The following is a 22,997-nucleotide window of genomic DNA, read 5'->3' as shown; positions in this document are numbered from 1 at the left end:
GAAATCTCAAATTTGAAATCTCAAATTTGAAATTTTATTTCCCCAGCACTTCTTCCAGCTTATTATGCAAATCCTGGCCTCTTAAGTTTTTGCCGATGATCTTACCTGCGGGGTCGAGCAGGAAGTTTTGCGGTATGGCCTGAATGCCATACAGCTTTGCCGCGGCATTGTTCCAGAACTGCAGGTCGCTTACATGCGTCCAGGTAAGGTTATCATCATGAATGGCTTTTAACCAGGCGGCTTTAGCCCCGGGCCTGTCGAGCGATACACCCAAAACAAAAAAACCTTTGTCCTTATACCTGTTAAAGGCGTTTACCACATTGGGGTTTTCTACCCTGCAGGGCCCGCACCAGCTTGCCCAAAAATCTACCAGCAGGTATTTTCCTCTCAGGGAGGAAAGGCTTACCGGGTTGCCCAGGGTATCGTTCTGCGTAAAATCGGCTGCTATTTGCCCCATACTCGTTCTTTTGGCAATATCCAGCCTTTCTTTAAACTGCAATGCGGAAGGATATGCTTTTACCGTAGCGGAAAGCCCGGTAAACAGGGGTTCAATTTCTCCAAAATTAATATCATTACCGGCATATTGCTGCAATAGGAGCAATGCCACCGGCGATGCCGGGTGAGCAATGATAAATGACTGGAAAACGTTTTCTTTAATCTGCTTTTCAAGAATGGCAGCCTGGCTTTCAATCTGCTTCATTTGAGCGCTATTGCCTTCTTCGCGGTATTGATTATAGGCAACAGACAGCACCTGCATACTGTCGTTAAACGGCCGGCTCAGCAACTCAAATGCTTTATAATCGGTATGTGCAGCAGACCCTTTTACCCGGATATTGGAAAATGAATCTACACTGGTTATCTTAAGCCTGCCGGGCGATAAAAAAAGCGTTGCCAGGTCCTTTTCCATATTAACGGGCGCTTCTTCATTGGCCGGCGCCTGTTTATATTTTACCCTTAAGCGTGATAACACCGGTTCGCTGATATTGCCTGTAAGCCGGTACCTACCTTTTTGTACCTGTGCGCTATCGGTAACCCTGTTATTATCCGTTACGTAATAGAGGTATACCCATGCGGCAGTATCCTTCATCTTTTTAAGCTTGCCCGAAATGGTAAAATTGCTGTTCGTATTTGTTTGAGCCGAAATAAAAAAAGGCGCCAGGATAAACAGGGTAAGTATACGTGATTTCATGGAACAAGAAAGAAATTTATAGTTTATGAGGTATCAGGATTTCATTTTGGATTGTTCACGGGTTCACGAAAGCAAGCTTTAAGCCGTCAGATGAATAACTACTAATTATAGGCTGGGTACTCCTTCTTTCACTTCTAACCCTCTCTTCTCATCATGACCTGCTTTCTTTATCAAACCAACACATTCCTTCATGCAAATTACAGAAATTTAGCTCCCTCCCGCTTACTATCTGCCTTATTACAGCAGGAAATATACGATTGGAATAAATTCGGGCATCATAAAATAATGTTGTTTTGTATCTTCGCCCATTACAACTTACTATGATTTATGTGAACATAGGAAGGAAAAGTATAAAAGAACAGTTTAAACTAAAAAATCATGGAACCGAATGTCTTGTACATTATAATTGCTATTGTGTGCCTGGTCGTAGGCGTGGTGGCGGGTAAATTTATTTTTGCCGCGAACACCAAAAAGCTTATTGAAGCTGCTGAGAGCCAATCCGGGAAAATCATTGCCGATGCAAAAACATCTGCTGAAAACCTGAAAAAAGAAAAATTGCTTGAAGCCAAAGAAAAATTTGTTCAGCTAAAATCCGAACACGACAAGGAAGTGCTCGACAAAAACAAAAAGATAAATGACGCGGAAACCCGTATCCGGCAAAAAGAGCAAACCCTGAATCAAAAAATTGACAATATTGATAAACAGGTGAAGGAAAACGAGGTGATCAAGGAAAACCTTAACCGCCAGATAGAAGTGGTGGGTCAAAAACGCAATGAATTAGAGAAACACCAGGAAGAGCATATCCGGCGCTTAGAAAAAATATCTGCATTAACAGCAGAAGAAGCTAAAGCACAGTTGCTGGAAACCCTTAAACAGGAGGCGCAAACCCGCGCGCTTGTTATACAGCAGGAAATTATTGAAGACGCCAAGCTGAGGGCCAATAAGGAAGCCCGTAAACTGGTTATTCAAAGTATACAGCGTACGGCTGCCGAACAAACCATTGAAAATACGGTAACGGTATTTAACCTCGAAAGCGATGAAATTAAGGGGCAGATCATTGGCCGCGAAGGAAGAAATATCCGCGCTATTGAGGCTGCTACGGGTGTTGACCTGATTGTGGATGATACTCCCGAAGCCATCGTACTTTCTTCCTTTGACCCGTTAAGAAGGGAAATAGCCCGCCTGGCATTACAAAGATTAGTTACAGACGGACGTATACATCCCGCCCGTATTGAAGAAGTGGTGGAAAAAACCCGGAAGCAGTTAGAAGAGCAGGTACTGGAGATAGGTGAAAGAACCGTTATTGAATTAGGTATTCACGGCCTCCATAAAGAATTAGTGCGTATAGTTGGAAAAATGCGTTTCCGCTCTTCCTATGGTCAGAACCTGCTGATGCATAGCCGTGAAGTAGCCAATTTGTGCGGCGTTATGGCGGCTGAGCTGGGGCTGAACCCCAAATTAGCCAAGCGCGCGGGGTTATTGCACGATATTGGCAAGGTACCCGATGAGGAAACAGAACTGAGCCACGCGTTATTAGGTGCTAAACTGGCCGAAAAATATGGTGAAAACCCGGCAGTAGTGAATGCTATTGGCGCCCACCACGATGAAATGGAAATGCAGTACGTGATTTCCCCTGTAGTTCAGGCCTGCGATGCGATCAGCGGCGCACGCCCCGGAGCACGCAGGGAAATTATGCAGCAATACCTTACGCGTATCCGTGAACTGGAAACCCTGGCTTTAACCTATCCCGGTGTAGAAAAAGCCTATGCCATACAGGCCGGCCGCGAATTAAGGGTAATTGCGGAAGCCGATAAAATGACTGATGCCGACAGCGAAAAACTGAGTTTTGAAATAGCCCAGAAGATACAAACAGAAATGACTTATCCCGGTCAAATTAAAGTAACCGTTATCAGGGAAAAAAGAGCGGTGAATGTAGCGAGGTAGAAGATGTTGCAGGGTACAGGTTGCAAGGCACAAGGCAACGGTTATATTTCCCTGGAACCTGTAACTTGCAACCTGTAACACACTATCATAATTTGTTTTGGTATTTCAGCATTGCATTGTTACCTTTGCGTCCCTTAAAAATTTGTAGTCATGAGCACAGCAGTACAATTTGTTCACGAACAATTGACCACTTCCAAAGCATTCCCTAAATTCAAAGCAGGCGATAATGTTACTGTTAATTATAAAGTAGTTGAAGGTAATAAAACCCGTATCCAGGGTTTTAAAGGCGATGTTATTAAACGCCAGGGAACGGGGCATACCGCCACGTTTACGGTACGCAAAATTTCTGATGGGGTAGGCGTAGAAAGAACCTTTCCCCTGTTTTCGCCTAATATTGATGCTGTTATCCTTAATAAAGTAGGTAAAGTGCGCCGCGCCAAACTGTACTTTCTGCGCAGCCGCAGCGGCAAAAGTGCCAGGATCAAGGAAAAAAGAGCAGGTATATAATCTGATCTGTAAAAAAGATATAACAGCGAACGGAAACCATGAGGTTTCCGTTCGCTGTTAAAGCCGGGTTAACCTCTCAGACAATTTTATATTTTGACTGAACAACCAATTAAAATTGTAACTTTGTTTGCTCAACTTTAAATATTAATACGATGCTTTTACTGAACTACAATTCTTTATTGATATCAATGCCGGGTGGTACTGAATGGATACTGATCATTCTTGCAGTGCTGATTCTTTTTGGAGGACGTAAGATACCTGAGTTTATGCGCGGGCTTGGACGTGGTATCCGTGAATTTAATGATGCCAAAAGCAACGTTAAAAAGGAAATAGAAGAAGGTATGTCTGAAAAGGAGAATGCCGCTACAAACAATACCAGCGCCAAACAGGAGGCTTAATTCTTCATTCCATAATATTCCCGCCGGCAGTAATAGAAATAACTCTTTTATTATGCCGGCGTTTTTTTGTGCCATGCATAGCTGCTCACTGTGCTGCTTACCTGCCGATCAGTACCCGCCCGTTTTGTTGCACAGACCGGTAAACCGCTTCAACCACTTTTATATCTTTCAATCCTTCTTCACCCGGTACCAGCACCGGTGTATTTTGCAATATAGCCAGCGCATCTTCATCCATTTGTTTGGCCTGCTGGTTGGGAATGGTGGCATTCAGCGCTTTTCCATCACTGGTAGTACCTTTTATTCCGCCGTACGCCTGGAAAGGCTCCAGCTTATACCAGCCTTTGGCACAGGTAACATGCAGGCTGTTCATATTTTTTCCAAAGCTCGTTTCGCATTCGGCTACGGCTCCACCCGGGAACTCCAGCCTGAATTGCATCGTTTCATCTAATCCCTTATAAATATCCGGGCGGGTAGTGCTTTGTTTGGCAGTTACAGCTATGGGTTCCTCACCTGTTACATACCGCGCCGCGTTTAAGGGATATACGCCCATATCATACATAGATCCGCCGCCCATTTCTTTTTTCTGTTTCCAGTGGTTGGTGCGTGAGTCAAAATATCCTGCTTTGGCAGATACCCATTTTACAACGCCATAGGTTTTGTCTTTGCGAAACTGAATAATACGTTGTGTATTGGGTTCATGCTGCATACGATAGCCAATGCTGAGCTTTACCTTATTTTTTTTACAGGCGTCAATCATCGCCCGGCATTCCGCAACACTAACAGCCATAGGCTTTTCGCACCATACATGCTTGCCCGCATTAGCTGCTTTTATAACATATTCGGCATGCATAGAGGGCGGTAGTACGATGTAAATAACGTCTATATCCGCATTGTTGGCGATATCATCAAAATTTTGATAGTTGTAGGTGTTTTTTTCGGGGATATGATATTGCTGCTGCCAGTGTTTGGCCTTATCGGGCGAGCCGGTTACAATACCTTTTAAGCTGCAGTATTGGGTAAGCTGCAAAGCAGGAGCCAGTAAATCGGTACTGTAATAGCCCAATCCAACCAGTGCCACGCCCAGCTTTTCTTTTTTGGAGAAACCATTTACCAATGAAAATGCTTCACTACCAATAGTTAACGCAGCCAGGCTGCCTAAGCTGTTTTTTATAAATATCCTCCTTGTACTCATACTGTATAAATATTAACCTGTGTATAATGTGCGGAGTATTAACCACAAATGGCATGGCTACCGGCTCTATGTGCTATCACGCTTCCCCATTCATCTTAAAAATAAGGCTTTTCGGCTATATAACCGGTAAAGCTGCCGCGGAATGTTGCGTTTTAGTGATCATTCATCTCACCCCACTTCCGTATTGCGGTGAACGGATATAAAATAACGATGAACGCAATTCATCCTTTAAAAGCGGATTATTACCGAAAACAGGCTCCTGTTCCGCCAGTTGGAAGCTCTTTTTACGTTTATAGTTGAAATAAGATTTTTATGAAAACAATATTCGCCCTTTTTGTACTGATGGCATCCGCTGGCACAGTAAAGGCGCAAAACGGCACTTATCATTTCATGTCGAACCAGCAGCAGCAGGTGAAATATGATTCTGCCAGTAAAGTATATTTTATTGACCGGGAGATCAACGGAACATCTAAGATAATCATTGAAAAAAATATCGTTTCTTTTGTAACCACCGGTAATAAAAAAAGCAGTGTGTATATTAATAACATAAGTCTTGAGTCCTTAGCCCATAAAGTAAGCTTTACTTTAAGCGGACGCGATATCCTTAGCGGCAAGCACGTAAAAATAGGTTTTTGGTTTATTGCCGGCGTATTAGAAGAAGTGAGCTACGCCAACGAAGCCATACAGCACAGCATAGCATACAAAGACCTTTCGGATATGAACGGAACATCATTAAATGCCATTGCCGCTGTACACGTTCCCAAATAATTTAAAAACATAAGCAAAATATTTCCCTGATCCGTACCCTTTAGTTTCAATTACCCGAAGCATCTGTAAAATCAGGTGCTTCTTTTTTTTTGAAACGGGCCGCCACCTAAAAACTTTAGGTAGTAAAATCAATTATCCCCGGGAGTGGTTTTAAACACAAAGCAGAAACATGGAAAATCAACTGCCCGCGTTTTTAGCGAACTGCATTTCATGCAATTTGGCATAGAAACCTTCCAGCTCCATTAATTCAGCGTGTGTACCCGCTTCTTTGATCTCTCCTTTGTCTAATACAATTATTTTATCCGCTTTTCGTATGGTAGAGAGCCGGTGGGCAATAACAATAGAAGTGCGCCCTTCAATTAAGGTATCAATGGCGTGTTGTATCAGGTGCTCGCTTTCCGTATCTACCGAAGAAGTTGCTTCATCCAGGATAAGGATAGAGGGGTTATATAACAGCGCACGGATAAAAGACAGGAGCTGGCGCTGCCCCAGGGATAAAGTACTGCCCCTCTCCATTACATTGTAATCGTAGCCGCCCGGTAACTGCATAATAAAATCATGCATCCCTATTAGCTTTGCCGCCTGTATTACCGCATCCCGGCTGATGGCATCATTACGGAGCGTTACATTGTCGTGTATGGAGCCGGAAAATAAAAAAACATCCTGCAATACCACGCCTGTTTTGCTGCGCAGCACATCCAGTTTATATTCGTTTATATTAACATCATCAATCAATATGGCGCCTTTTTGAATATGGTATAGCTTGTTCATTAAACTAATAACAGATGTTTTACCGCTGCCCGTATGCCCAACAATGGCAAGGGTTTCGCCTGGCCGGATGGCAAACGAGATATCCTTTAAAACATAATTATTTTTATTATAAGCAAACCATACTGCTTTAAATTCTACTTTTCCTTTAATAACCGCAGGCGCATAATTTCCTTCCTGTGTAATATAATCAGGATTGTCCAGCACTTTAAATATCCGTTCACTGGCCACCATGCCCATTTGTAATACGTTAAATTTATCGGCTATCATCCGTAGCGGACGAAACAGTAAGTTCAGGTAAAGCATAAAGGCAATCATTATACCCAGTGTAGCATCGCCCTGTATGGCATCGCGGGCGCTCCACCAGATCATTAAACCCATAGACACTGCCATTATAATTTCCACAAAAGGAAAGAAAACAGAGTAAGCAAAAATGGCCCTGATATTGGCATTGCGATGTTCCCTGTTGATCTTTTTAAACTTGGCAGCCTCCCTGTCTTCTGCTGCAAAGGCCTGCAGCACAGCCATGCCGGTAATATGCTCCTGTGCAAAAGCGTTAAGCTGCGCAACAGCGTTTCTTACTTTTTGAAAAGATACGTTTACGCTTTCTTTAAACCACCAGGTTACAATTAATAAAACAGGCAGTATGGCCATGCATACCAGGGTAAGTTTCCAGTCTGTAAAAAACATAACCCCCAGGATGGCAACAATGGAAAGCAGATCGGCAATAATAGAGATCAGTCCCTCTGAAAAAATATCGTTAACCGCTTCTATATCGTTGATGGTACGCGTGGTGAGCGTTCCTATAGGCGTTTTATCAAATTGTGAAAGATTAAGATGAATGACTTTTTTATATACCGTAACGCGAAGATCTTTTACAACGGTTTGCCCGAGCCATGAAGTAAGAAAAGAAAAAGAAAAACGTAAAGCGGTTTCCGCCAGAAGCAGTCCGATTTGTATAATGGTTATAACAATTACCGTGTTGGCCAGCCCGCCTCTTATATACTTATCTACGGTTACCTGTATAAGCCAGGGACGCACCGGCGACATTACCGCCAGTACAATAGCCAGGGTTATGGAAAGCAGGAATTGTTTTTTATAAGGGGCTGCATATGTAAACACCCGCTTAAGCAGGCCAAAGTCAAATATTTTTCTGGACGCTGATCGTACTGCCATAATTCGACAGCAAACCTACGAAAATTTAGCCGGCTATGATGGCTATCCAAAATCCCGGGCTTCGGATTAATACGTTATTTTCCACCTCCGGCGGGAAGCATTGGAGTGGCGGATGTCCGGTAAAAAATGAAGCGCTACGGGAACTGCCTGAATAATGTTAGCCGCAAGAGTAATTCTGCAAAAATAAAACCTATTGCCAGTAATGCCAGTGAGTGAAACCGTTCTGTATATAACCGGGTAGTAGTAATACTAATTTTCGTTTTTTCAAGCCGATCTATTTCCTGGTAGATGGCCTCCAGTCCCTGGTTAGCCTTAGCGCGAAAATATTTACCGCCTGTTTCCGCCGCAATTTCTTTCAGCAGGCCTTCATCTATATTCACTTTTTCCTGTTGCATAATGATTTGTCCGCCGGGGCCCTGCACCGGGGTGCTGGCATAACCTTCCGAACCCATGCCAATGGTATATACTTTTATTCCCAGGGACTTGGCAATTTCCTTGGCCGTTTTGGGGTCAATCAACCCGCCATTGTTTTCGCCATCGGTGAGCAATATCACCACTTTACTTTTAGCTTCGCTGCTGCGTAAACGGTCAACGCTGGTGGCCAACCCCGAGCCTATTGCCGTTCCATCTACCAAAAAACTGCCATCTACCTGGTATATCTGCGATTCCAATACGGCGTGGTCGCCGGTAACCGGGCATTGCGTAAAGCTCTCCCCGGCAAATACTACCAGCCCAATCCTGTCTGCCGGCCGGTTACGCACAAAATCTCCTGCTACTTTTTTAGCTGCTTCTAGCCGGTTAGGGTGAAAATCCTGGGCCAGCATGCTGCCGCTCACATCTAAGCACAGTACAATATCAATTCCTTCGCCCTCCACATTCTTTTCATCATTATGGGTTTGCGGCCTTGCGAGTGCCACTATAACACAGGTTAGAGCCAGCAGCCGCAGTACAAAAGGAAAATACCGCAGTTTGTTTTTAAGGGAATGGGTGTTGCGGAAGCTTTTAAGCGAAGAAACTGTCATGGTGCCGCGCAACCTGCTGGCATAACTGATATACCATCCCGCCAATACCGGAATAACCAGCAACAGGAACAATACCCCGGGGTTCGCAAACTCAATATGTTCAAAATAGGCTTTGAGCAATTTTATGATTTTAAATGATCCAGCGCCTGTATCGTTTTTTCAATGGTATACAGCGAACCGGCAGCCTGTTCACCATCCGGCCTATATTTGGCGAACTTAACGGCATCGGCTATACGCAATGCTTCCGCAGTTTCACTTACCTGCTCTTTATCCAGCCTGCTCTTTAATTGCAGCAGCAGTTCACCGGTTGTTTTCTGCATCGCGTGTGTTTGAAATTTCCTTTCCATATACCGTTTAAATATGCCCGTTAATACGCTGTAATATTTTTTCCATTCTCCCTTATCTGTTAGCTGTTCAGCCGCTAACTGCCGGAGCCCGTTCATTGCTTCCTGTAATGGCGAAAACGCGTTTACAGTTGTGCCTGCGACCGGTTTACCAGGCCTTGATTTTAACCATAACCATACTAAAACGCCCAGCGCTATTAATGATAATACGCCGGCCACCCAATACCACCACGGCGCTTTTTCATCCGGCACATCTATAATTTCCCTGATATCGTGATAAGTACTGTCTTTTAATTGTACGGGCACAATGGTTACCGGAAGTGAATCTGCCTGTATTGTTTTTTTATTGATGATAACCTTTACAGCGGGTATCACCCAAATACCGGAATCAAAACCTGTAATGGTAAAAGCCTGGCGATAGGTTGTTAGGGAAGCTCCCCTAACAGAATCTATCGGCGACCTGCTCAGTACTTCAAGATGATTGAAGCTATCCGGCAGGTTAAACCATTTTGTTACGGGGCGGTCAGCACCCGTCTTTACCTCAATATGCAATTCAATGGGCTCGCCGATCAGTACATGATCGCGGTTCAGGGAAGCTTTTATGGTTGCAGAAGAAGGCTGGGCGCAAACAACAGCAGTAAAAAAAAGGCAATGGGCCAGCAGCGCAAGCAAGCATACCGATAACTGCTTTGGCAATCCGGAGTCAAAAATGCACCTAACGGGGGCCATTAAACGAATATTCCTTTTTATATATGTACATTTCTTCATTGCAGGCTACCGGGCAGTAATTTTATTTTGCCGTTTTTTTTCTCTTTGAAAAAAACTGCTGTAATACTTTTACGTAATTTTCATCTGTTCGCAGGTAAAGCAGGTCGGCACCCGATTTTAAAAAAGAAAGCCTGCAGGCTTCTTCATTCCGCATAAATTGTTCGTGATAGTTATACTGTACCATTTTATCGTTGGTATCAATCCATTGTGTGCGGCCCGTTTCCGCGTCCTGCACCTGCGTCATCCCTATTTCTGGCAAATCCATATCCATTTTATCGTACACTTTAATGCCAATTACATCGTGCCGGTTGCCGGCAACCCTCAGGGGATCATCGTACTGTTCTACCATGAAATCGCTTAAAATAAAGGCAATGCTTTTTTGCTTAACGGCAGTATTAAAAAACCGTACCGCTTCATTCAGGTTAGTGCCTTTGCTTTTAGGCTGTACCGTTAATAATTCCCTCACCACATACAGCACATGCTCCTTACCCTTTTTAGGCGGAATGTAAAATTCAACTTTATCGCTAAAAAAAATAACGCCTACCTTATCATTATTATTTACGGCGGAAAAAGCCAGTACAGCGCATACCTCGGTGATGAGGTCTTTTTTACGCTGCTGCACGGTTCCAAACAGGGAGCTGGCGCTGATGTCTACCAGCAGCATCATGGTAAGCTCTCTTTCCTCTTCAAACAACTTGCTGAACGGAGCGCCCATACGTGCAGATACATTCCAGTCAATAAACCGCACATCATCTCCTGCAACGTATTCCCTTACTTCTTTAAACACCATGCCCCGGCCTTTGAACGCCGTGTGGTATTCACCGGTAAAGAGATTGGCCGTGAGCTTTTTGCTCCTGATCTCCAGCTCTTTCACCTTTTTTAATATGTCGGCTACGCTTAAAGTATTATCAGTGCTTTTAGCGCTAACGCGTTTTTTTGCTTTCAAACATTTGTAGTTTATAGTTTGTGGTTTGTGGAATTCACCTGCGTAGTATCTGTGAGTTTTCATTTTCAAATTCGTCACATTTCCACATCTCCACGCTTCCACATTCCTCACGGCACATTCACCGCGCTCAATATTTCTTCCACCACAATCTCCGCATTAATATTTTCAGCTTCCGCCTCATAGGTTAATCCTATACGATGACGTATTACATCTTTAGCAATACTTCTTACATCTTCAGGTATAACATAACCCCGCTTGCTCAAAAACGCATGCGCCTTAGCCGCCAGTGCCAGGTTAATGGAAGCCCGGGGCGATCCGCCATAGGCAATAAGCGGCTTAAGTTTATCTAACCGGTATTGCGATGGATTACGGGTTGCAAAAACAATATCCAGTATATAGTTCTCTATCTTCTCATCCATATACACTTCCCGTACCAGCGCTCTGGCCTGCAGCACTTCCGCCGTACTCACTACCTGTTTTATATCGGGTATTTTAACCCGGTTTAAATTTTGGCGAACAATAAGCAGTTCTTCCTCCCGGCTGGGATAATCTATCAGCACTTTCAGCATAAAGCGGTCAACCTGGGCTTCGGGCAACGGGTAAGTACCTTCCTGGTCAATAGGATTTTGTGTGGCCAGCACCAAAAAAGGCTCATCTAATTTATAGGTGGTTTCGCCAATGGTTACCTGCCTTTCCTGCATGGCTTCTAACAGGGCGCTCTGCACTTTAGCCGGGGCGCGGTTAATTTCATCGGCCAGAATAAAGTTGGCGAAGATGGGACCCTTGCGTACTACAAATTCATGCTTTTGCTGGTGATAGATCATGGTTCCAATCACGTCTGCCGGCAGCAGGTCGGGTGTAAACTGTATGCGGCTGAATTTGGCGTTAACAGATTGCGCCAGTGATTTAATAGAAAGCGTTTTAGCCAGTCCGGGTACGCCTTCCAGCAGCACATGCCCGTTGCTGAGTAAACCAATGAGCAGGCGGTTAATCATGTATTGCTGACCAACAATTATTGTGGCGATCTCGCTTTCCAAACGGTCAACAAAAGAGCCAGCCTCCTGTATCCTTTCATTTAACCGTTGAATATCTTCTGCGGTTTGTAATATCATTTATATTGCGGATTTATACGATAAAAGGTGTACACTGCCTGATTACTAACGCAATGATACGCCTGAACTTGCAAAGCCTTTGCCAAAAATTACAGGAAAGCTCATTCCTTGTTTTTAGAATCTATTATAATCGTTACCGGTCCGTCATTAATCAATGCCACTTTCATATCGGCGCCAAAAATACCGGTTTGAATTTTTTTTCCCAGGTCATTTTCTAATTGAGCGATCATTCTTTCATACAGGGGTATAGCCATGTCGCCTTTGCCGGCCCGGCTGTATGAAGGCCGGTTACCCTTTTTGGTGGAAGCGTGTAAGGTAAACTGGCTCACTAATAAAATATCGCCACCTGTTTCCTTTATACTTACATTCATTACACCCTGTTCATCATTAAAAATACGCATATGTGCAATTTTGGCGCTTAACCATGCTATGTCTTCAGGGCCATCAACATCCGTTATGCCCACCAGTACCATCAAGCCGTTTTTAATACTGCCGCTTATTTTACCCTCTGCCGTAACGGAAGCTTCCGAAACACGTTGTATTACTGCACGCATGGATACCCGTTTTTACTGCGCTGCAAGTTAATGTGAAAATAAATTGGTAGAAAAAAACTAATTTCCCAGCACAATCCCATTCAGGTGTGTAAACAATGATAAGCAACCGGAAAGATATACATAACGTAGTGCTATGTTAATCGTAAGATGACATACGTTAGACGTAAAATGCTCACGCTTTACCTTTCACTTCTAACGATGGGATATGGCGTAATATAATTAACATAACAGTAGTATGAGCAAAGTAAACATCCAGAAGGAGATTGTATTTAAAACTGCCAGGAGCGGCGGTAAAGGCGGTCAAAACGTTAACAAGGTGGAGACCATGGTGGAAGGCTATTTTGATATTGACCGGTCGGCCTTATTGGATGAGGAGCAAAAACAATTAGTAAAACAAAAGCTCCGCAATAAGATCAACGCTGAAGGGTCACTGCTGGTGAAATCACAGGCGGCGCGTACCCAGTTGGGCAATAAACAATTGGTGGTAAAAAAGATGAACGATCTCATTAATCAATCCTTAATAAAGCCCCGGAAAAGAATAGCCAGCAAACCTACCAAAGCCGCTAAACAAAAACGGATGGATGAAAAGAAAATAAAAGGACAGATAAAGGAAGGAAGGCGAAAGGTGAAGCCGGAGGAGTGAGATAATGCGGGTGCATTTCAAATTAGCTACGTAGTATAACTACAAAAAAGCCAAATTACAGTATTCTGAAAAATATCGTTTTTTCAAGATGCGAATGCTGTATACATGATTGTGGCAAGGTGACAGGCAGCGGTTTCTTTGCTGTGCATTACCGTAACAGTTCAACCACATTACTGCTCTTTGTCATTTCGGCAAAAGGAGAAATCAATATAACACATGCTCTATTTTCAGGCAGGACTTTTGGATGGTCATTCTCTTTCTCCCTTTTTTAGCACTATCTTTAAGATACCATTATGAAAACAGGTTCCGGTTATATTTTATGCGCCTTTTTATTCCTGCTGTGCAGTTGCCAGAAAGAATTAAAAAACGAAAGTAGTACAGGAAAATCCTATACTGTCCACATCGTATTGCGCCCTGTTGTACAGGGTCAACCTTTAATCTTCAATCAACCCTATACCAATGCTTTCGGCGAAGACTATACGGTAACCGCCTTCCGGTTTTATGTAAGCGCTTTGTCGCTGCAAAATAATAATGCTGATGTGCCGGTAGCCGGTGAAGCTAAATACCGGCTGGCAGATGCAGCCATTGGCAATACCCTTTCCTTCACCCTTTCCGCTAATCAAAGCATCTTCAACAGTCTTTCTTTTCAGTTAGGGGTAGATAGTATTGCTAATGTAAGTGGCGCCCAATCCGGCGACCTGGATCCGGCCAAAGGCATGTTCTGGACCTGGAACAGTGGCTATATTATGGCCAAACTCGAAGGGGCCTCTTCTTTTTCTACCGTTCCCAACGGAAGCTTCACCTACCATATTGGTGGCTTCAGCGGAGAAAATAAAGCCATACGTTCCATTGTGCTTGCCGTACCCGAAGGCCGGCAGATAGCGCTAAGGAATAACCGCACAACTACTGTTGTTATTAACGCCGATATTGACAAATGGTTCCATGCCACGCATGCTTTGTCCATAGCTGATAATGCGTTTGTGCATAGCCCCGGTTCATTGGCCCGGTTATATGCAGACAATTATGCCGCCATGTTCAGCGTGGCATCAATAACGGAAGAATGATGCAGCGTACCGTCATATCGCTTGTGGGTTTGCTGCTTGGTTGCTTATTATTTTTGGAAGCCTGCAAAAAGCAGGGTACTGCTGCGGCTCCGTTAGTACCGTTGCAGTTTATAGTACCACCGGAGTTCCCCGACCCGGTATATAAGTTTGAAAACAATACGCCTAGCCGGCAGGGTTTTGAATTGGGAAAAAAGTTATTTTACGATGGGCGCCTTTCGCAGGATGGTAATTTCCCCTGTGCTTCCTGTCACCAGCAGTTTGCCGCATTCGCCACTTTTGATCATCCGCTCAGTCATGGTTTCAATAACCAGTTTACTACCCGCAACGCGCCGGGCTTATTTAATGTGGCATGGATGAAAGAACTGCATTGGGACGGAGGCATTAATCATATTGAAGTGCAGCCGCTGGCGCCTCTTATTGCGGAAAATGAAATGGCGGAAACCATGGATCATGTAATTGCCAAACTACAGGATGACGCCGCTTACCGGCAAATGTTCAAAACGGTTTTTGGCGATGAAGAGATCAGCCCGCAAAAAATGCTTAAAGCTTTAACCCAGTTTGTTGCTATGCTGGTTTCGGCCGATTCAAAATACGATAAAGTAAAAAGGGGAACGGCTTCTTTTACGGAAACCGAGGAGGCCGGCTACCAGGTTTTCCAGGCAAAATGCGCTGCGTGTCACGCGGAGCCACTATTCACCGATAATTCGTTCAGGAACACCGGCTTGCCGGTAAACGATATATTAAAAGACATCGGCCGCATGCATATTACCGGCAATCCTGCCGATTCACTGAAGTTTAAAGTACCCAGCCTCAGAAATGTATACGCCACTTTTCCTTACGGACACGATGGCCGTTTTTATTCCATAGGTGCCGTAATAGATCATTACCGCTTTGGCGTAGTGAGCGGACCTACCACCGATCTGCTGGTAAAAAATAAAATAACGATCAGCGATTATGAAAAGCTGGACCTGCTGGAATTTTTGAGAACACTTACCGACTCTGCATTTATTAATAATAAAAACTTTGCACAAACAGAATAAAGTGCCGGTTATAGTTTCACATGCGCCCAGTTCTCTTTGGTTTTAATACGGTGTATCTGCATATCCGATACGTTGTATTTTTCCGCAATTTCCCGGAGCGTCTTTTTTTCTTTCAGTAGTTTCTTAATTCCCTTTACTTTCCTGATATCCAGTTTTGGCCCTTTTTTGGTGGGATTCTCTTTTCGCCGCTTTAAAGCGGCTTTTACTCTTGGGTTCTTTTTGTTGTGCTCCGATACTTCCTCCTGCGTAGCCCATTTCAGGTTGTTGTATTTATTATTCTCATAATCGTGATCAAGATGGATAATAAAATTTTGGTTTGCCCTGGGTTTGGGTAAAAAATGTTTAGCTACCAGCCGGTGAACCAAAGCGGTATAGTATTCCCCGTTTAGCTTTTTTCTCCATATCGGGTAATTAGCCTGCCTGCTCAGCCGCAATACAAAACCATCCGACATCCGCTTATTGTACTTGATTAACCTGCCATGATTGGAGATGGCATACTTGTACCAAACGGCGCCTTTGGTTTCATGCTCAGGAAGGTCCTTCCAGATTTCGTTGGGAAGCATCTTTACAGATTCTCTGATAGCCATTTTTTTTATTTTTGTCTGATGAATAGGTACCGGTTATAATAATTAAAACGTGCTTTAACACAGGCAGGTGTGCAAATTCATAGAAAGAGGTTATACTGCAGGAATAAGGTAATACTTTATGTACTACCGAAGTTACAACATCAGCCAATATCAAAATCAATTATTTCTGTATTTGTTTTGGGGTGCAACCGGCAGGTTAAAATACAACCCTGCCCCACTTTTACAATAAGCCCACGAAAGGGTAACAACGTAAGCTTACTATACTCCTGCTTCCAATCCTTCAATCAGTATAATGACCATATTCTTTTCCAATTGTTCAGCCGGGATCTTTTGTTTGGAACGATGCCAGGATTCTATACCGCTTATGGCATGCAGCATAATCAGCACTGCAGTGGGGGCGTCAATGGCTTTAATCTCTTTTTTTTGTATCCCGCTTTCTATAATAGCAGCTAACCGCTGGCGGTAATTTTTTCGTTGTACTTTATAATTAGACAAATAAGGTTCAGACAGATGCCGCCATTCCCTGTCGGCTACATGCACATCTTCGTAGTTGTTAACCATATGCTGAATATGAAACCGCAGGATGGCTTTGATCTTATCAATAGCAGGTTGCTTATTAACTTCAATTTTTTCAAGGTGTTCCATAAAGATGTTAGCAACCCTGAAACAAATAACCTGCAGTATCTCCGCCTTGGATTGAATATGATTATAGAGGCTGGCTGCTTCTACGCCTACCTCCTCCGCCAGGTCTCTCATAGAGGTTCCGGCAAAGCTTTTTTCCCTGAAAAGTTTTGCGGCTTTACCGATAATTACTTCTTTCTTTGTGTTGTTGCGCTGGGTTTTTATAACGGGCATGGTAAATGTATCTTGAAGAAGTTTAATAGCTGCATCCGCTGTATTTATTGTTTGTGGTGCAGGTGTTGCATCCGGCTTCGAATCTGAATTTTCCTGTCATGGTGAGGCACGAACCATTTATATTTATTGGGTTCCTGCCATTTGTCATTTAATGCTTCCCGGCTCAAAGCTCACTGCTCAGGGCTAATAGCCCGCTTCTGTATTCTTTCCCCGCATTTCGGATTTTCCGCCTTCAAATATTTATCCCCGGACATCCTGTACATCCATTAGTATTCCACACTATACTCGGCAGCTTCCGGCCGGTTAAGCATATCGCTTAGCGTGGTTAAGAAAGTAACAGTCTTTTTATCGTCCGACAAGATAGTTTGATTGCCCTTGTATTTTTTTATCTTGGCGGGTGTTACAATAACCATTCTGTAATTCATATCGCCCATCATCATCGACATTTGCTGCAGCATTTGCATAGATGAATCGTTCTGTATATTATTATTGAACAATTCTTTATTGATCAGGCTATTGGATAGCTTTCCTGCAGAAGCGGAAAAAGCGTATGCCTCCTGTGAAGGGTTTAAAATATTCTTGTCTTTTGTTAAGCCGGAAGGAATGTCTTCACCAGGTTCGCCATCACCTTCATGCTTTAGCTTATCCGGTATACCCAGTTTATCTATTACCGCTAAGTAAGATGATTTCAGTTGGAATAAATCATCAATATGCCTGAAAGGAAAAGTAAGTGTGATTATTAATTTCTTTGCCGCTTCATCTACCTGCATCCGCAGGCTCCCCTCTTTAAACAATTCCTTTTCCTTAGCGGTAAGCGCGGTGGAAGTATCTGCAAAAGGTTTAAAATAAACGGTTGAATCTTTTTTTTCCGGTATTTTGGAGTCATCTTTATTTTCCTGCCCCATCTGATCCATGATCGCGAGCATTTTGCTCATGTCTAAGGTAACGGTATACACCCCGCTGCTGTTTTTATTAATTACAATCTTTTCTTCCGTATCCAAACAGGAGCTGAAGAACAGTGCCAAAAGCAAGGAAGCAATAACCGGTATTTTATTGATCATGTTTATAAATTGACAGGGTAAAGGTAAAAATACAAGCTACAATTGCGCATACCGCCCGGCTATATTTTTTTCTGCTTTAAAATGCTCCAGTTTTCCTCATCCTTTACAATAAGGTTGTTGAGCATGCCAAGGCGGTCTACTTCTAATTGTACGGCATCGCCGGGCTGAAGCCACTGTTCGGTATACCCGGGGTTATTCAATGCAGCCGTACCATTAAGCTCCAGAAAACATCCTGTACCTACCGTTCCGCTTCCAATAATATCGCCGGGGTATAAATTGGCGCCGTATGAGGCCCGCTCAATAAGCTCGGCAAACGTCCAGTCCATATCGCCTAAGTTGCCTTCGCTTACCTGCACGCCGTTTACCCTGCATTTCATAACCAGGTTCCAGCATTTGCCGGTATGATTGGCTTTGGCGGGTATTTCAAAAGATTCCAGCTCATCCTGCGTTATGAGTACCGGACCCAGGGCCGTTGCAAAATCTTTTCCTTTAACGGGTCCCAGGTTCAGTAACATCTCTTCCGATTGCAATCTTCTTGCGCTAATATCATTCATGATCATCAGCCCCCCAATATATTCATCTGCAAGCGCTGCCGGAATATTACGGCCGTGTTTGCATATTACAATGGCTACCTCCAGCTCAAAATCTAAATTCTCCAAATGATCGGGCATACATGGTATCTCTCCCGGACCCTGAATGCTGTGATGATTGCCGAAATAAAATACAGGGTACTGATCAAACTCCGGCAACCATGGCGTATTATGGCGCCGGCCAACCGCAGCTACATGCTGCCGGAACGCATATGCATCCCTGTAAGATGTGGGAAAAGGAACAGGCGATAATAATGTTACCGCATCATAAGGAATACCCCTGTTTTGCAGGAATCGTCCTGCCTTTACGCCTTCCTCGGCCCTTTTGGCCAGGGGAAAAGCGTCTTCCCAGTAATTCAGGAACATGCCCATGCTCCCGGGCAAATCCGGATGCAGCTCGTCCATATTATACAGATGTCCATTAATCAGGAGGGATAGCTGGTCATGCGAATCGCGGAGGTATGAAACTAATTGCACATTTTAGATTTATATTGCAATATAGCTGAATGTTTACAATAGCCGTATTAAGCTCAATTTTTTGTACCTTTTGGCATGAAAATACTTTTCCTGCTTCCCATATTATTTTTCACCACACCCAATATGAATGCCCGGAAAAAAACAGATGCATGGCTGTCTGAACTATTACACAGGAACGCTTCCGGGGCCCTGCTCCATATCCTGAACAATTCCGACAGCTTCCAATACCAGTTGATTTATACGCAAATCAACCGGAACAAACACAACACGCCTTCTTTCAAACATTTCTATCTTCATGTTGATAAAACCCGGTATTTCAACCCGGCTTCCACCGTAAAAATGCCAGTGGCTTTCCTGGCGCTGGAAAAGTTAAATAAAATGAATAAACCGGGTGTAAATAAATGCACCCCCATGCTAACGGATAGCGCGTATAGCGGACAAACAACCGTTTTGGGAGACAGCAGTTCCGAAAACGGATTACCTTCTATAGCCCATTACATCAAAAAAATATTTTTAGTAAGCGATAACGATGCTTATAACCGCCTGTATGAATTTATTGGACAAAAAACCATTAATGAAAGACTCTGGCAAATGGGATATACAGATTTCCGTGTTACCCGCCGCTTTGTTCCCGCTACCGAAGAAGAGAACCGCCATACCAACCCCATCCGCTTTATTAACGCAGCGGGAGAAACCCTGTACGTTCAGCCTGCGGCCTACAGCAACCTGGAATTTGACTTTAGTAAAAGAATTTTAGTGGGACGGGCACACTATAACCGCGCTGACAGTTTGATACATGCACCTATGGATTTTACCACACACAACAATGCGCCACTTGAAGACCTGCAGCAGATTTTACAATCCGTTTTCTTTCCCGCATCAGTACCGGCGCATCAAAGATTTGATCTTACTGAAAACGACTACCGGTTTTTATACGAATATATGTCGAAGCTGCCGGCGGAAAGCAAATGCCCTCAATATGATACCACCGAGTTTTTTGACAGCTATACCAAGTTCTTCATGTTCAAATCAGGTAAAACCCCAATACCTTCCAATATAAAAGTATTTAACAAAACAGGCTGGAGCTATGGCTTTTTAACGGATATCGCTTACATCGTTGATTTCAAAAACAAGGTGGAATGTATGCTGAGCGGCACCATTTATGTAAACCGCGATGGCATATTGAACGATGATGCCTACGAGTACGAAGAACTGGGCTATCCTTTTTTTAAGGAAGTAGGGAATATTATTTACAAGCACGAATTAGAGCGAAAGCGAATGTTTGTTCCGGATCTGAAAAACTTTGACATCAAAGAGCTTCAAACCGTGCGTAATGAAAAATAACGCAAAAATCAAAACATTACCTATTATCAAACGAAAACATAAAGGAATGAATCGTATCAGCCGCATCATTATTCTTGGCTGCATAGCCATTGGCTCTCAAAACGCTTTTACACAATCCGCCTGGATACGCATCAACCAGTTGGGCTATACGCCGGATGGTATTAAAGTAGCGGTATGGGCCGGCAAAGAAACCCCATCTTTTAAGAGCTGGCAACTGGTGAACGCGGCTTCCAAAAAAGTGGCATTTAGCGCCAGGGCCACAACACTCTCTGGCGCTTATGGCCCGTTTAGTGAAACGATTCGATTAAATTTCTCTGCTTTCAGAAAGCCGGGACGTTATTATTTGCAGGCAGGCACAGTGGTATCGCCTGAATTTGAGATTGGTAAGGATGTGTACAAAGGAGCGGCAGATTTTTGTTTGTATTATATGCGCCAGCAACGCAATAAATTCAATCCTATAACCCAGGACAGTTGCCATACGCAGGACGGGTATACCCTGTACGGACCTATGCCCGACAGTACATTCACTGACGTTAGCGGCGGCTGGCACGATGCTACCGATTACCTGCAATACGCAACCACCTCGGCCAATGCTACCTTTCACCTGCTGGCTGCTTACCGCGATTTTCCCGGGGCTTTTGGCGATGTTCACCAGGCTAACGGACTGGAAGGAGAAAACCATATTCCTGATGTGTTAGACGAAGCACGCTGGGGATTAGACTGGTTACTGAAAATGCATCCGCAGGCCGACTGGATGTTTAACCAGGTGGCCGATGACCGCGATCATATTGGCATGCGTATGCCCGGAATGGACAGTCAATACGGCCGCGGCTTCCAGCGTCCCGTATATTTCGTAAGCGGAGAGCCACAGATAAGAGGAAAATTTATGAACGACACAAAAGGTACTTCTTCAACGGCGGGCAAGTTCAGCGGCGCTTTTTCTTTAGGATCTTTAATTTTTAATCAACTGGACAACAGCTACGCACAAACGTTAAAGGAAAAATCCTACACCGCTTTTGCATTTGGAGTAAAGAAGCCGGGCAATACGCAAACCGTCTCGGTAGTATCGCCCTATATTTATGCCGAAGACAACTGGATGGACGACATGGAATTGGCCGGCGCTATGCTGGGCAATGCCGCTGCACCGCAATTGAGCGGAACTAACGGTATAGACTACGCGTACAGCCTGGCCCAAAAGGAACCCCTAACACCCTGGCTGGGCGCCGATACCGCGAGCCATTACCAATGGTATCCTTTCATCAACGTAGGGCATTACGAACTGATCAAAAAGCTCAGCGATAAACGGAGAGATACCGTAGCGACCTATTATAAGCAAGGCATTGAACGGGTTTGGAATAAAGCAAAGCAGAATGCTTTTTTACGCGGCGTTCCTTTTATATGGTGCAGCAATAATCTTACCACTTCATTTGCCATACAATGTTACTGGTACCGGCAAGCCACGGGCGATAAAAGCTTTGAAGAACTGGAGCAGGCCAATTTTGACTGGTTGTTTGGCTGTAATCCCTGGGGAACCGGCATGGTATATGGCCTGCCTGCCTGGGGTGATACGCCGGATGACCCGCATGCCTCTTTTTTAAAAGTGGGTAATTTTCCGGTGAACGGCGGCATCGTGGACGGGCCGGTGTATGGAAGTATTTTTGGAAATCTTACCGGATTGCAACTTACTAAACCCGATGTATACGCGCAGTTTCAAAGCCAGTTGGCCGTATACCATGATGATTCAGGCGACTACAGCACCAATGAACCCACCATGGATGGAACGGCTTCGCTGATCTACCTGCTGGCGGCTAAGGAAAGTGGTGATCCATCTCCGGCAAAGGCTTCTTCTAAAAAAACGGTAAACAGTAATGATCAGCACCAAAAATTAAGCTACGATCAAGGCGGCATTGTACGCGGCGACAGCAGCGCCAAAGCTATAGCTATTGTATTTACCGGGGATGAATCTGGAGATGGCGGCAACGTTATTGCCCATACCTTAAAGCAGCAAAGTGTAAAAGCCTCTTTTTTTCTCACCGGTAATTTTTACCGCAATCCCGCATTTACAACACTCATCAGCAGGCTAAAAAAAGACGGGCATTACTTAGGAAGCCATTCCGATAAACACTTATTGTATTGCGACTGGTATAAAAGGGATAGCTTATTAGTAACAAAAAAAGCATTTAGCGCCGACCTGCAGCATAGCTATACTACCATGAATAACTTCGGCATCACAAAAAAAGATGCACCATTTTTTCTTCCTCCCTATGAATGGTATAACGACAGTATTAGCGCGTGGACGCATCAGTCCGGAATACAACTGATCAATTTTACAAGCGGTACATTAAGCAATGCGGATTATACTACACCTGATATGAAAAATTACCGGTCGTCAAATACCATATATCAATCTATAATAGCGTATGAACAAAGCCGCGGGCTGAATGGCTTTATTTTGTTACTGCATATTGGTACCGATGCCAAACGAACAGATAAAATGTATAACCGCCTGGGTGAACTGCTGCAATATTTAAAACAAAAACAATACCGCCTGGTGCGGGTGGATGAACTGTTGAAATAGCCATATAGCGGCCGGTACTCTCCAAAGGAGGGCCAGACTGCTATATACAAAACGGATAGCTCATATTCTT

At 43.9% G+C, this 22,997-nt stretch carries 20 protein-coding genes and 1 pseudogene; 9 read left to right on the top strand and 12 right to left on the bottom strand.

Features of this window, described 5'->3' with window-relative positions; translation table 11 throughout:
* Positions 1-34 precede the first annotated feature (34 nt).
* Positions 35-1,189 (bottom strand): TlpA disulfide reductase family protein, encoded by a 1,155-nt coding sequence (locus VL121_RS00740; RefSeq protein ID WP_325401121.1) that lies wholly within the window; start codon positions 1,187-1,189, stop codon positions 35-37.
* Between the two features lie 378 nt (positions 1,190-1,567).
* Between VL121_RS00740 and rny the strand changes: the two genes are divergently transcribed.
* From rny to VL121_RS00725, 3 genes are all read left to right on the top strand, one after another.
* On the top strand, positions 1,568-3,133 hold the full coding sequence (gene rny, locus VL121_RS00735; protein WP_325401119.1) for a ribonuclease Y: 1,566 nt from the start codon (positions 1,568-1,570) through the stop codon (positions 3,131-3,133).
* A 150-nt stretch (positions 3,134-3,283) separates the two neighbouring features.
* Entirely contained in the window at positions 3,284-3,640 is a 357-nt protein-coding gene (gene rplS / locus VL121_RS00730; RefSeq protein ID WP_325401117.1) for a 50S ribosomal protein L19, read from the top strand.
* A gap of 152 nt (positions 3,641-3,792) precedes the next feature.
* Positions 3,793-4,038 carry a Sec-independent protein translocase subunit TatA/TatB gene (locus tag VL121_RS00725; protein ID WP_325401115.1) on the top strand — a complete coding sequence of 82 codons (246 nt, stop codon included), beginning with the start codon at positions 3,793-3,795 and terminating at the stop codon, positions 4,036-4,038.
* Positions 4,039-4,135: 97 nt separating this feature from the next.
* On the opposite strand, the gene VL121_RS00720 is transcribed toward VL121_RS00725, so the two are convergent.
* Positions 4,136-5,230 (bottom strand): Gfo/Idh/MocA family protein, encoded by a 1,095-nt coding sequence (locus tag VL121_RS00720; protein ID WP_325401113.1) that lies wholly within the window; start codon positions 5,228-5,230, stop codon positions 4,136-4,138.
* A gap of 312 nt (positions 5,231-5,542) precedes the next feature.
* Between VL121_RS00720 and VL121_RS00715 the strand changes: the two genes are divergently transcribed.
* Complete coding sequence (locus tag VL121_RS00715; protein WP_325401111.1) at positions 5,543-5,998, top strand: hypothetical protein; 456 nt, start codon at positions 5,543-5,545, stop codon at positions 5,996-5,998.
* Positions 5,999-6,175: 177 nt separating this feature from the next.
* Here VL121_RS00715 and VL121_RS00710 read toward each other — a convergent pair whose 3' ends face one another.
* The 6 genes from VL121_RS00710 to dtd form a co-directional block, all read right to left on the bottom strand.
* Positions 6,176-7,942: an ABC transporter ATP-binding protein gene (locus VL121_RS00710; protein ID WP_325401109.1), complete on the bottom strand. Its 1,767-nt coding sequence runs from the start codon at positions 7,940-7,942 to the stop codon at positions 6,176-6,178.
* Positions 7,943-8,076: 134 nt separating this feature from the next.
* The gene (locus VL121_RS00705; RefSeq protein WP_325401107.1) at positions 8,077-9,084 is read right to left on the bottom strand and encodes a vWA domain-containing protein; all 1,008 of its coding nucleotides are present in this window, start codon (positions 9,082-9,084) and stop codon (positions 8,077-8,079) included.
* Between the two features lie 2 nt (positions 9,085-9,086).
* Complete coding sequence (locus tag VL121_RS00700; protein WP_325401105.1) at positions 9,087-10,037, bottom strand: BatD family protein; 951 nt, start codon at positions 10,035-10,037, stop codon at positions 9,087-9,089.
* Between the two features lie 61 nt (positions 10,038-10,098).
* Positions 10,099-11,022 (bottom strand): DUF58 domain-containing protein, encoded by a 924-nt coding sequence (locus VL121_RS00695; RefSeq protein WP_325401103.1) that lies wholly within the window; start codon positions 11,020-11,022, stop codon positions 10,099-10,101.
* A 107-nt stretch (positions 11,023-11,129) separates the two neighbouring features.
* Complete coding sequence (locus tag VL121_RS00690) at positions 11,130-12,134, bottom strand: MoxR family ATPase (protein WP_325401101.1); 1,005 nt, start codon at positions 12,132-12,134, stop codon at positions 11,130-11,132.
* A gap of 101 nt (positions 12,135-12,235) precedes the next feature.
* On the bottom strand, positions 12,236-12,688 hold the full coding sequence (dtd, locus tag VL121_RS00685; protein WP_325401099.1) for a D-aminoacyl-tRNA deacylase: 453 nt from the start codon (positions 12,686-12,688) through the stop codon (positions 12,236-12,238).
* A 259-nt stretch (positions 12,689-12,947) separates the two neighbouring features.
* Between dtd and arfB the strand changes: the two are divergent.
* From arfB to VL121_RS00670, 3 genes and pseudogenes are all read left to right on the top strand, one after another.
* Positions 12,948-13,331: pseudogene (arfB, locus tag VL121_RS00680) on the top strand (alternative ribosome rescue aminoacyl-tRNA hydrolase ArfB); the annotation flags it as partial.
* A 293-nt stretch (positions 13,332-13,624) separates the two neighbouring features.
* Positions 13,625-14,395 (top strand): MbnP family protein, encoded by a 771-nt coding sequence (locus VL121_RS00675; RefSeq protein ID WP_325401095.1) that lies wholly within the window; start codon positions 13,625-13,627, stop codon positions 14,393-14,395.
* A complete protein-coding gene (locus tag VL121_RS00670; RefSeq protein ID WP_325401093.1) occupies positions 14,392-15,435 on the top strand; it encodes a cytochrome-c peroxidase in 1,044 nt (347 codons plus the stop codon). The genes VL121_RS00675 and VL121_RS00670 overlap by 4 nt, the downstream gene beginning before the upstream one ends.
* A gap of 8 nt (positions 15,436-15,443) precedes the next feature.
* Here VL121_RS00670 and VL121_RS00665 read toward each other — a convergent pair whose 3' ends face one another.
* The 4 genes from VL121_RS00665 to VL121_RS00650 all read right to left on the bottom strand — a co-directional run bounded on the left by VL121_RS00665 (position 15,444) and on the right by VL121_RS00650 (position 19,005).
* The gene (locus VL121_RS00665) at positions 15,444-16,022 is read right to left on the bottom strand and encodes a hypothetical protein (protein WP_325401091.1); all 579 of its coding nucleotides are present in this window, start codon (positions 16,020-16,022) and stop codon (positions 15,444-15,446) included.
* A 258-nt stretch (positions 16,023-16,280) separates the two neighbouring features.
* Positions 16,281-16,877, bottom strand: a complete 597-nt coding sequence (locus VL121_RS00660) for a TetR/AcrR family transcriptional regulator (protein ID WP_325401089.1) — start codon at positions 16,875-16,877, stop codon at positions 16,281-16,283.
* A 266-nt stretch (positions 16,878-17,143) separates the two neighbouring features.
* On the bottom strand, positions 17,144-17,938 hold the full coding sequence (locus VL121_RS00655) for a hypothetical protein (RefSeq protein WP_325401087.1): 795 nt from the start codon (positions 17,936-17,938) through the stop codon (positions 17,144-17,146).
* 59 nt (positions 17,939-17,997) lie between these two features.
* Complete coding sequence (locus VL121_RS00650; protein ID WP_325401086.1) at positions 17,998-19,005, bottom strand: fumarylacetoacetate hydrolase family protein; 1,008 nt, start codon at positions 19,003-19,005, stop codon at positions 17,998-18,000.
* Between the two features lie 75 nt (positions 19,006-19,080).
* Between VL121_RS00650 and VL121_RS00645 the strand changes: the two genes are divergently transcribed.
* Both VL121_RS00645 and VL121_RS00640 read left to right on the top strand, forming a co-directional pair.
* Positions 19,081-20,349 (top strand): serine hydrolase, encoded by a 1,269-nt coding sequence (locus VL121_RS00645; RefSeq protein ID WP_325401084.1) that lies wholly within the window; start codon positions 19,081-19,083, stop codon positions 20,347-20,349.
* Positions 20,339-22,927, top strand: coding sequence for a bifunctional glycoside hydrolase family 9 protein/polysaccharide deacetylase (locus VL121_RS00640; RefSeq protein WP_325401082.1), 2,589 nt, complete (start codon positions 20,339-20,341; stop codon positions 22,925-22,927). The genes VL121_RS00645 and VL121_RS00640 overlap by 11 nt, the downstream gene beginning before the upstream one ends.
* Positions 22,928-22,997 lie beyond the last annotated feature (70 nt).

Origin of the sequence: Agriterribacter sp., assembly GCF_035497235.1 — a bacterium.
Lineage (GTDB): Bacteria > Bacteroidota > Bacteroidia > Chitinophagales > Chitinophagaceae > Agriterribacter.
This window is presented reverse-complemented; position numbering and strand designations above follow the sequence as displayed.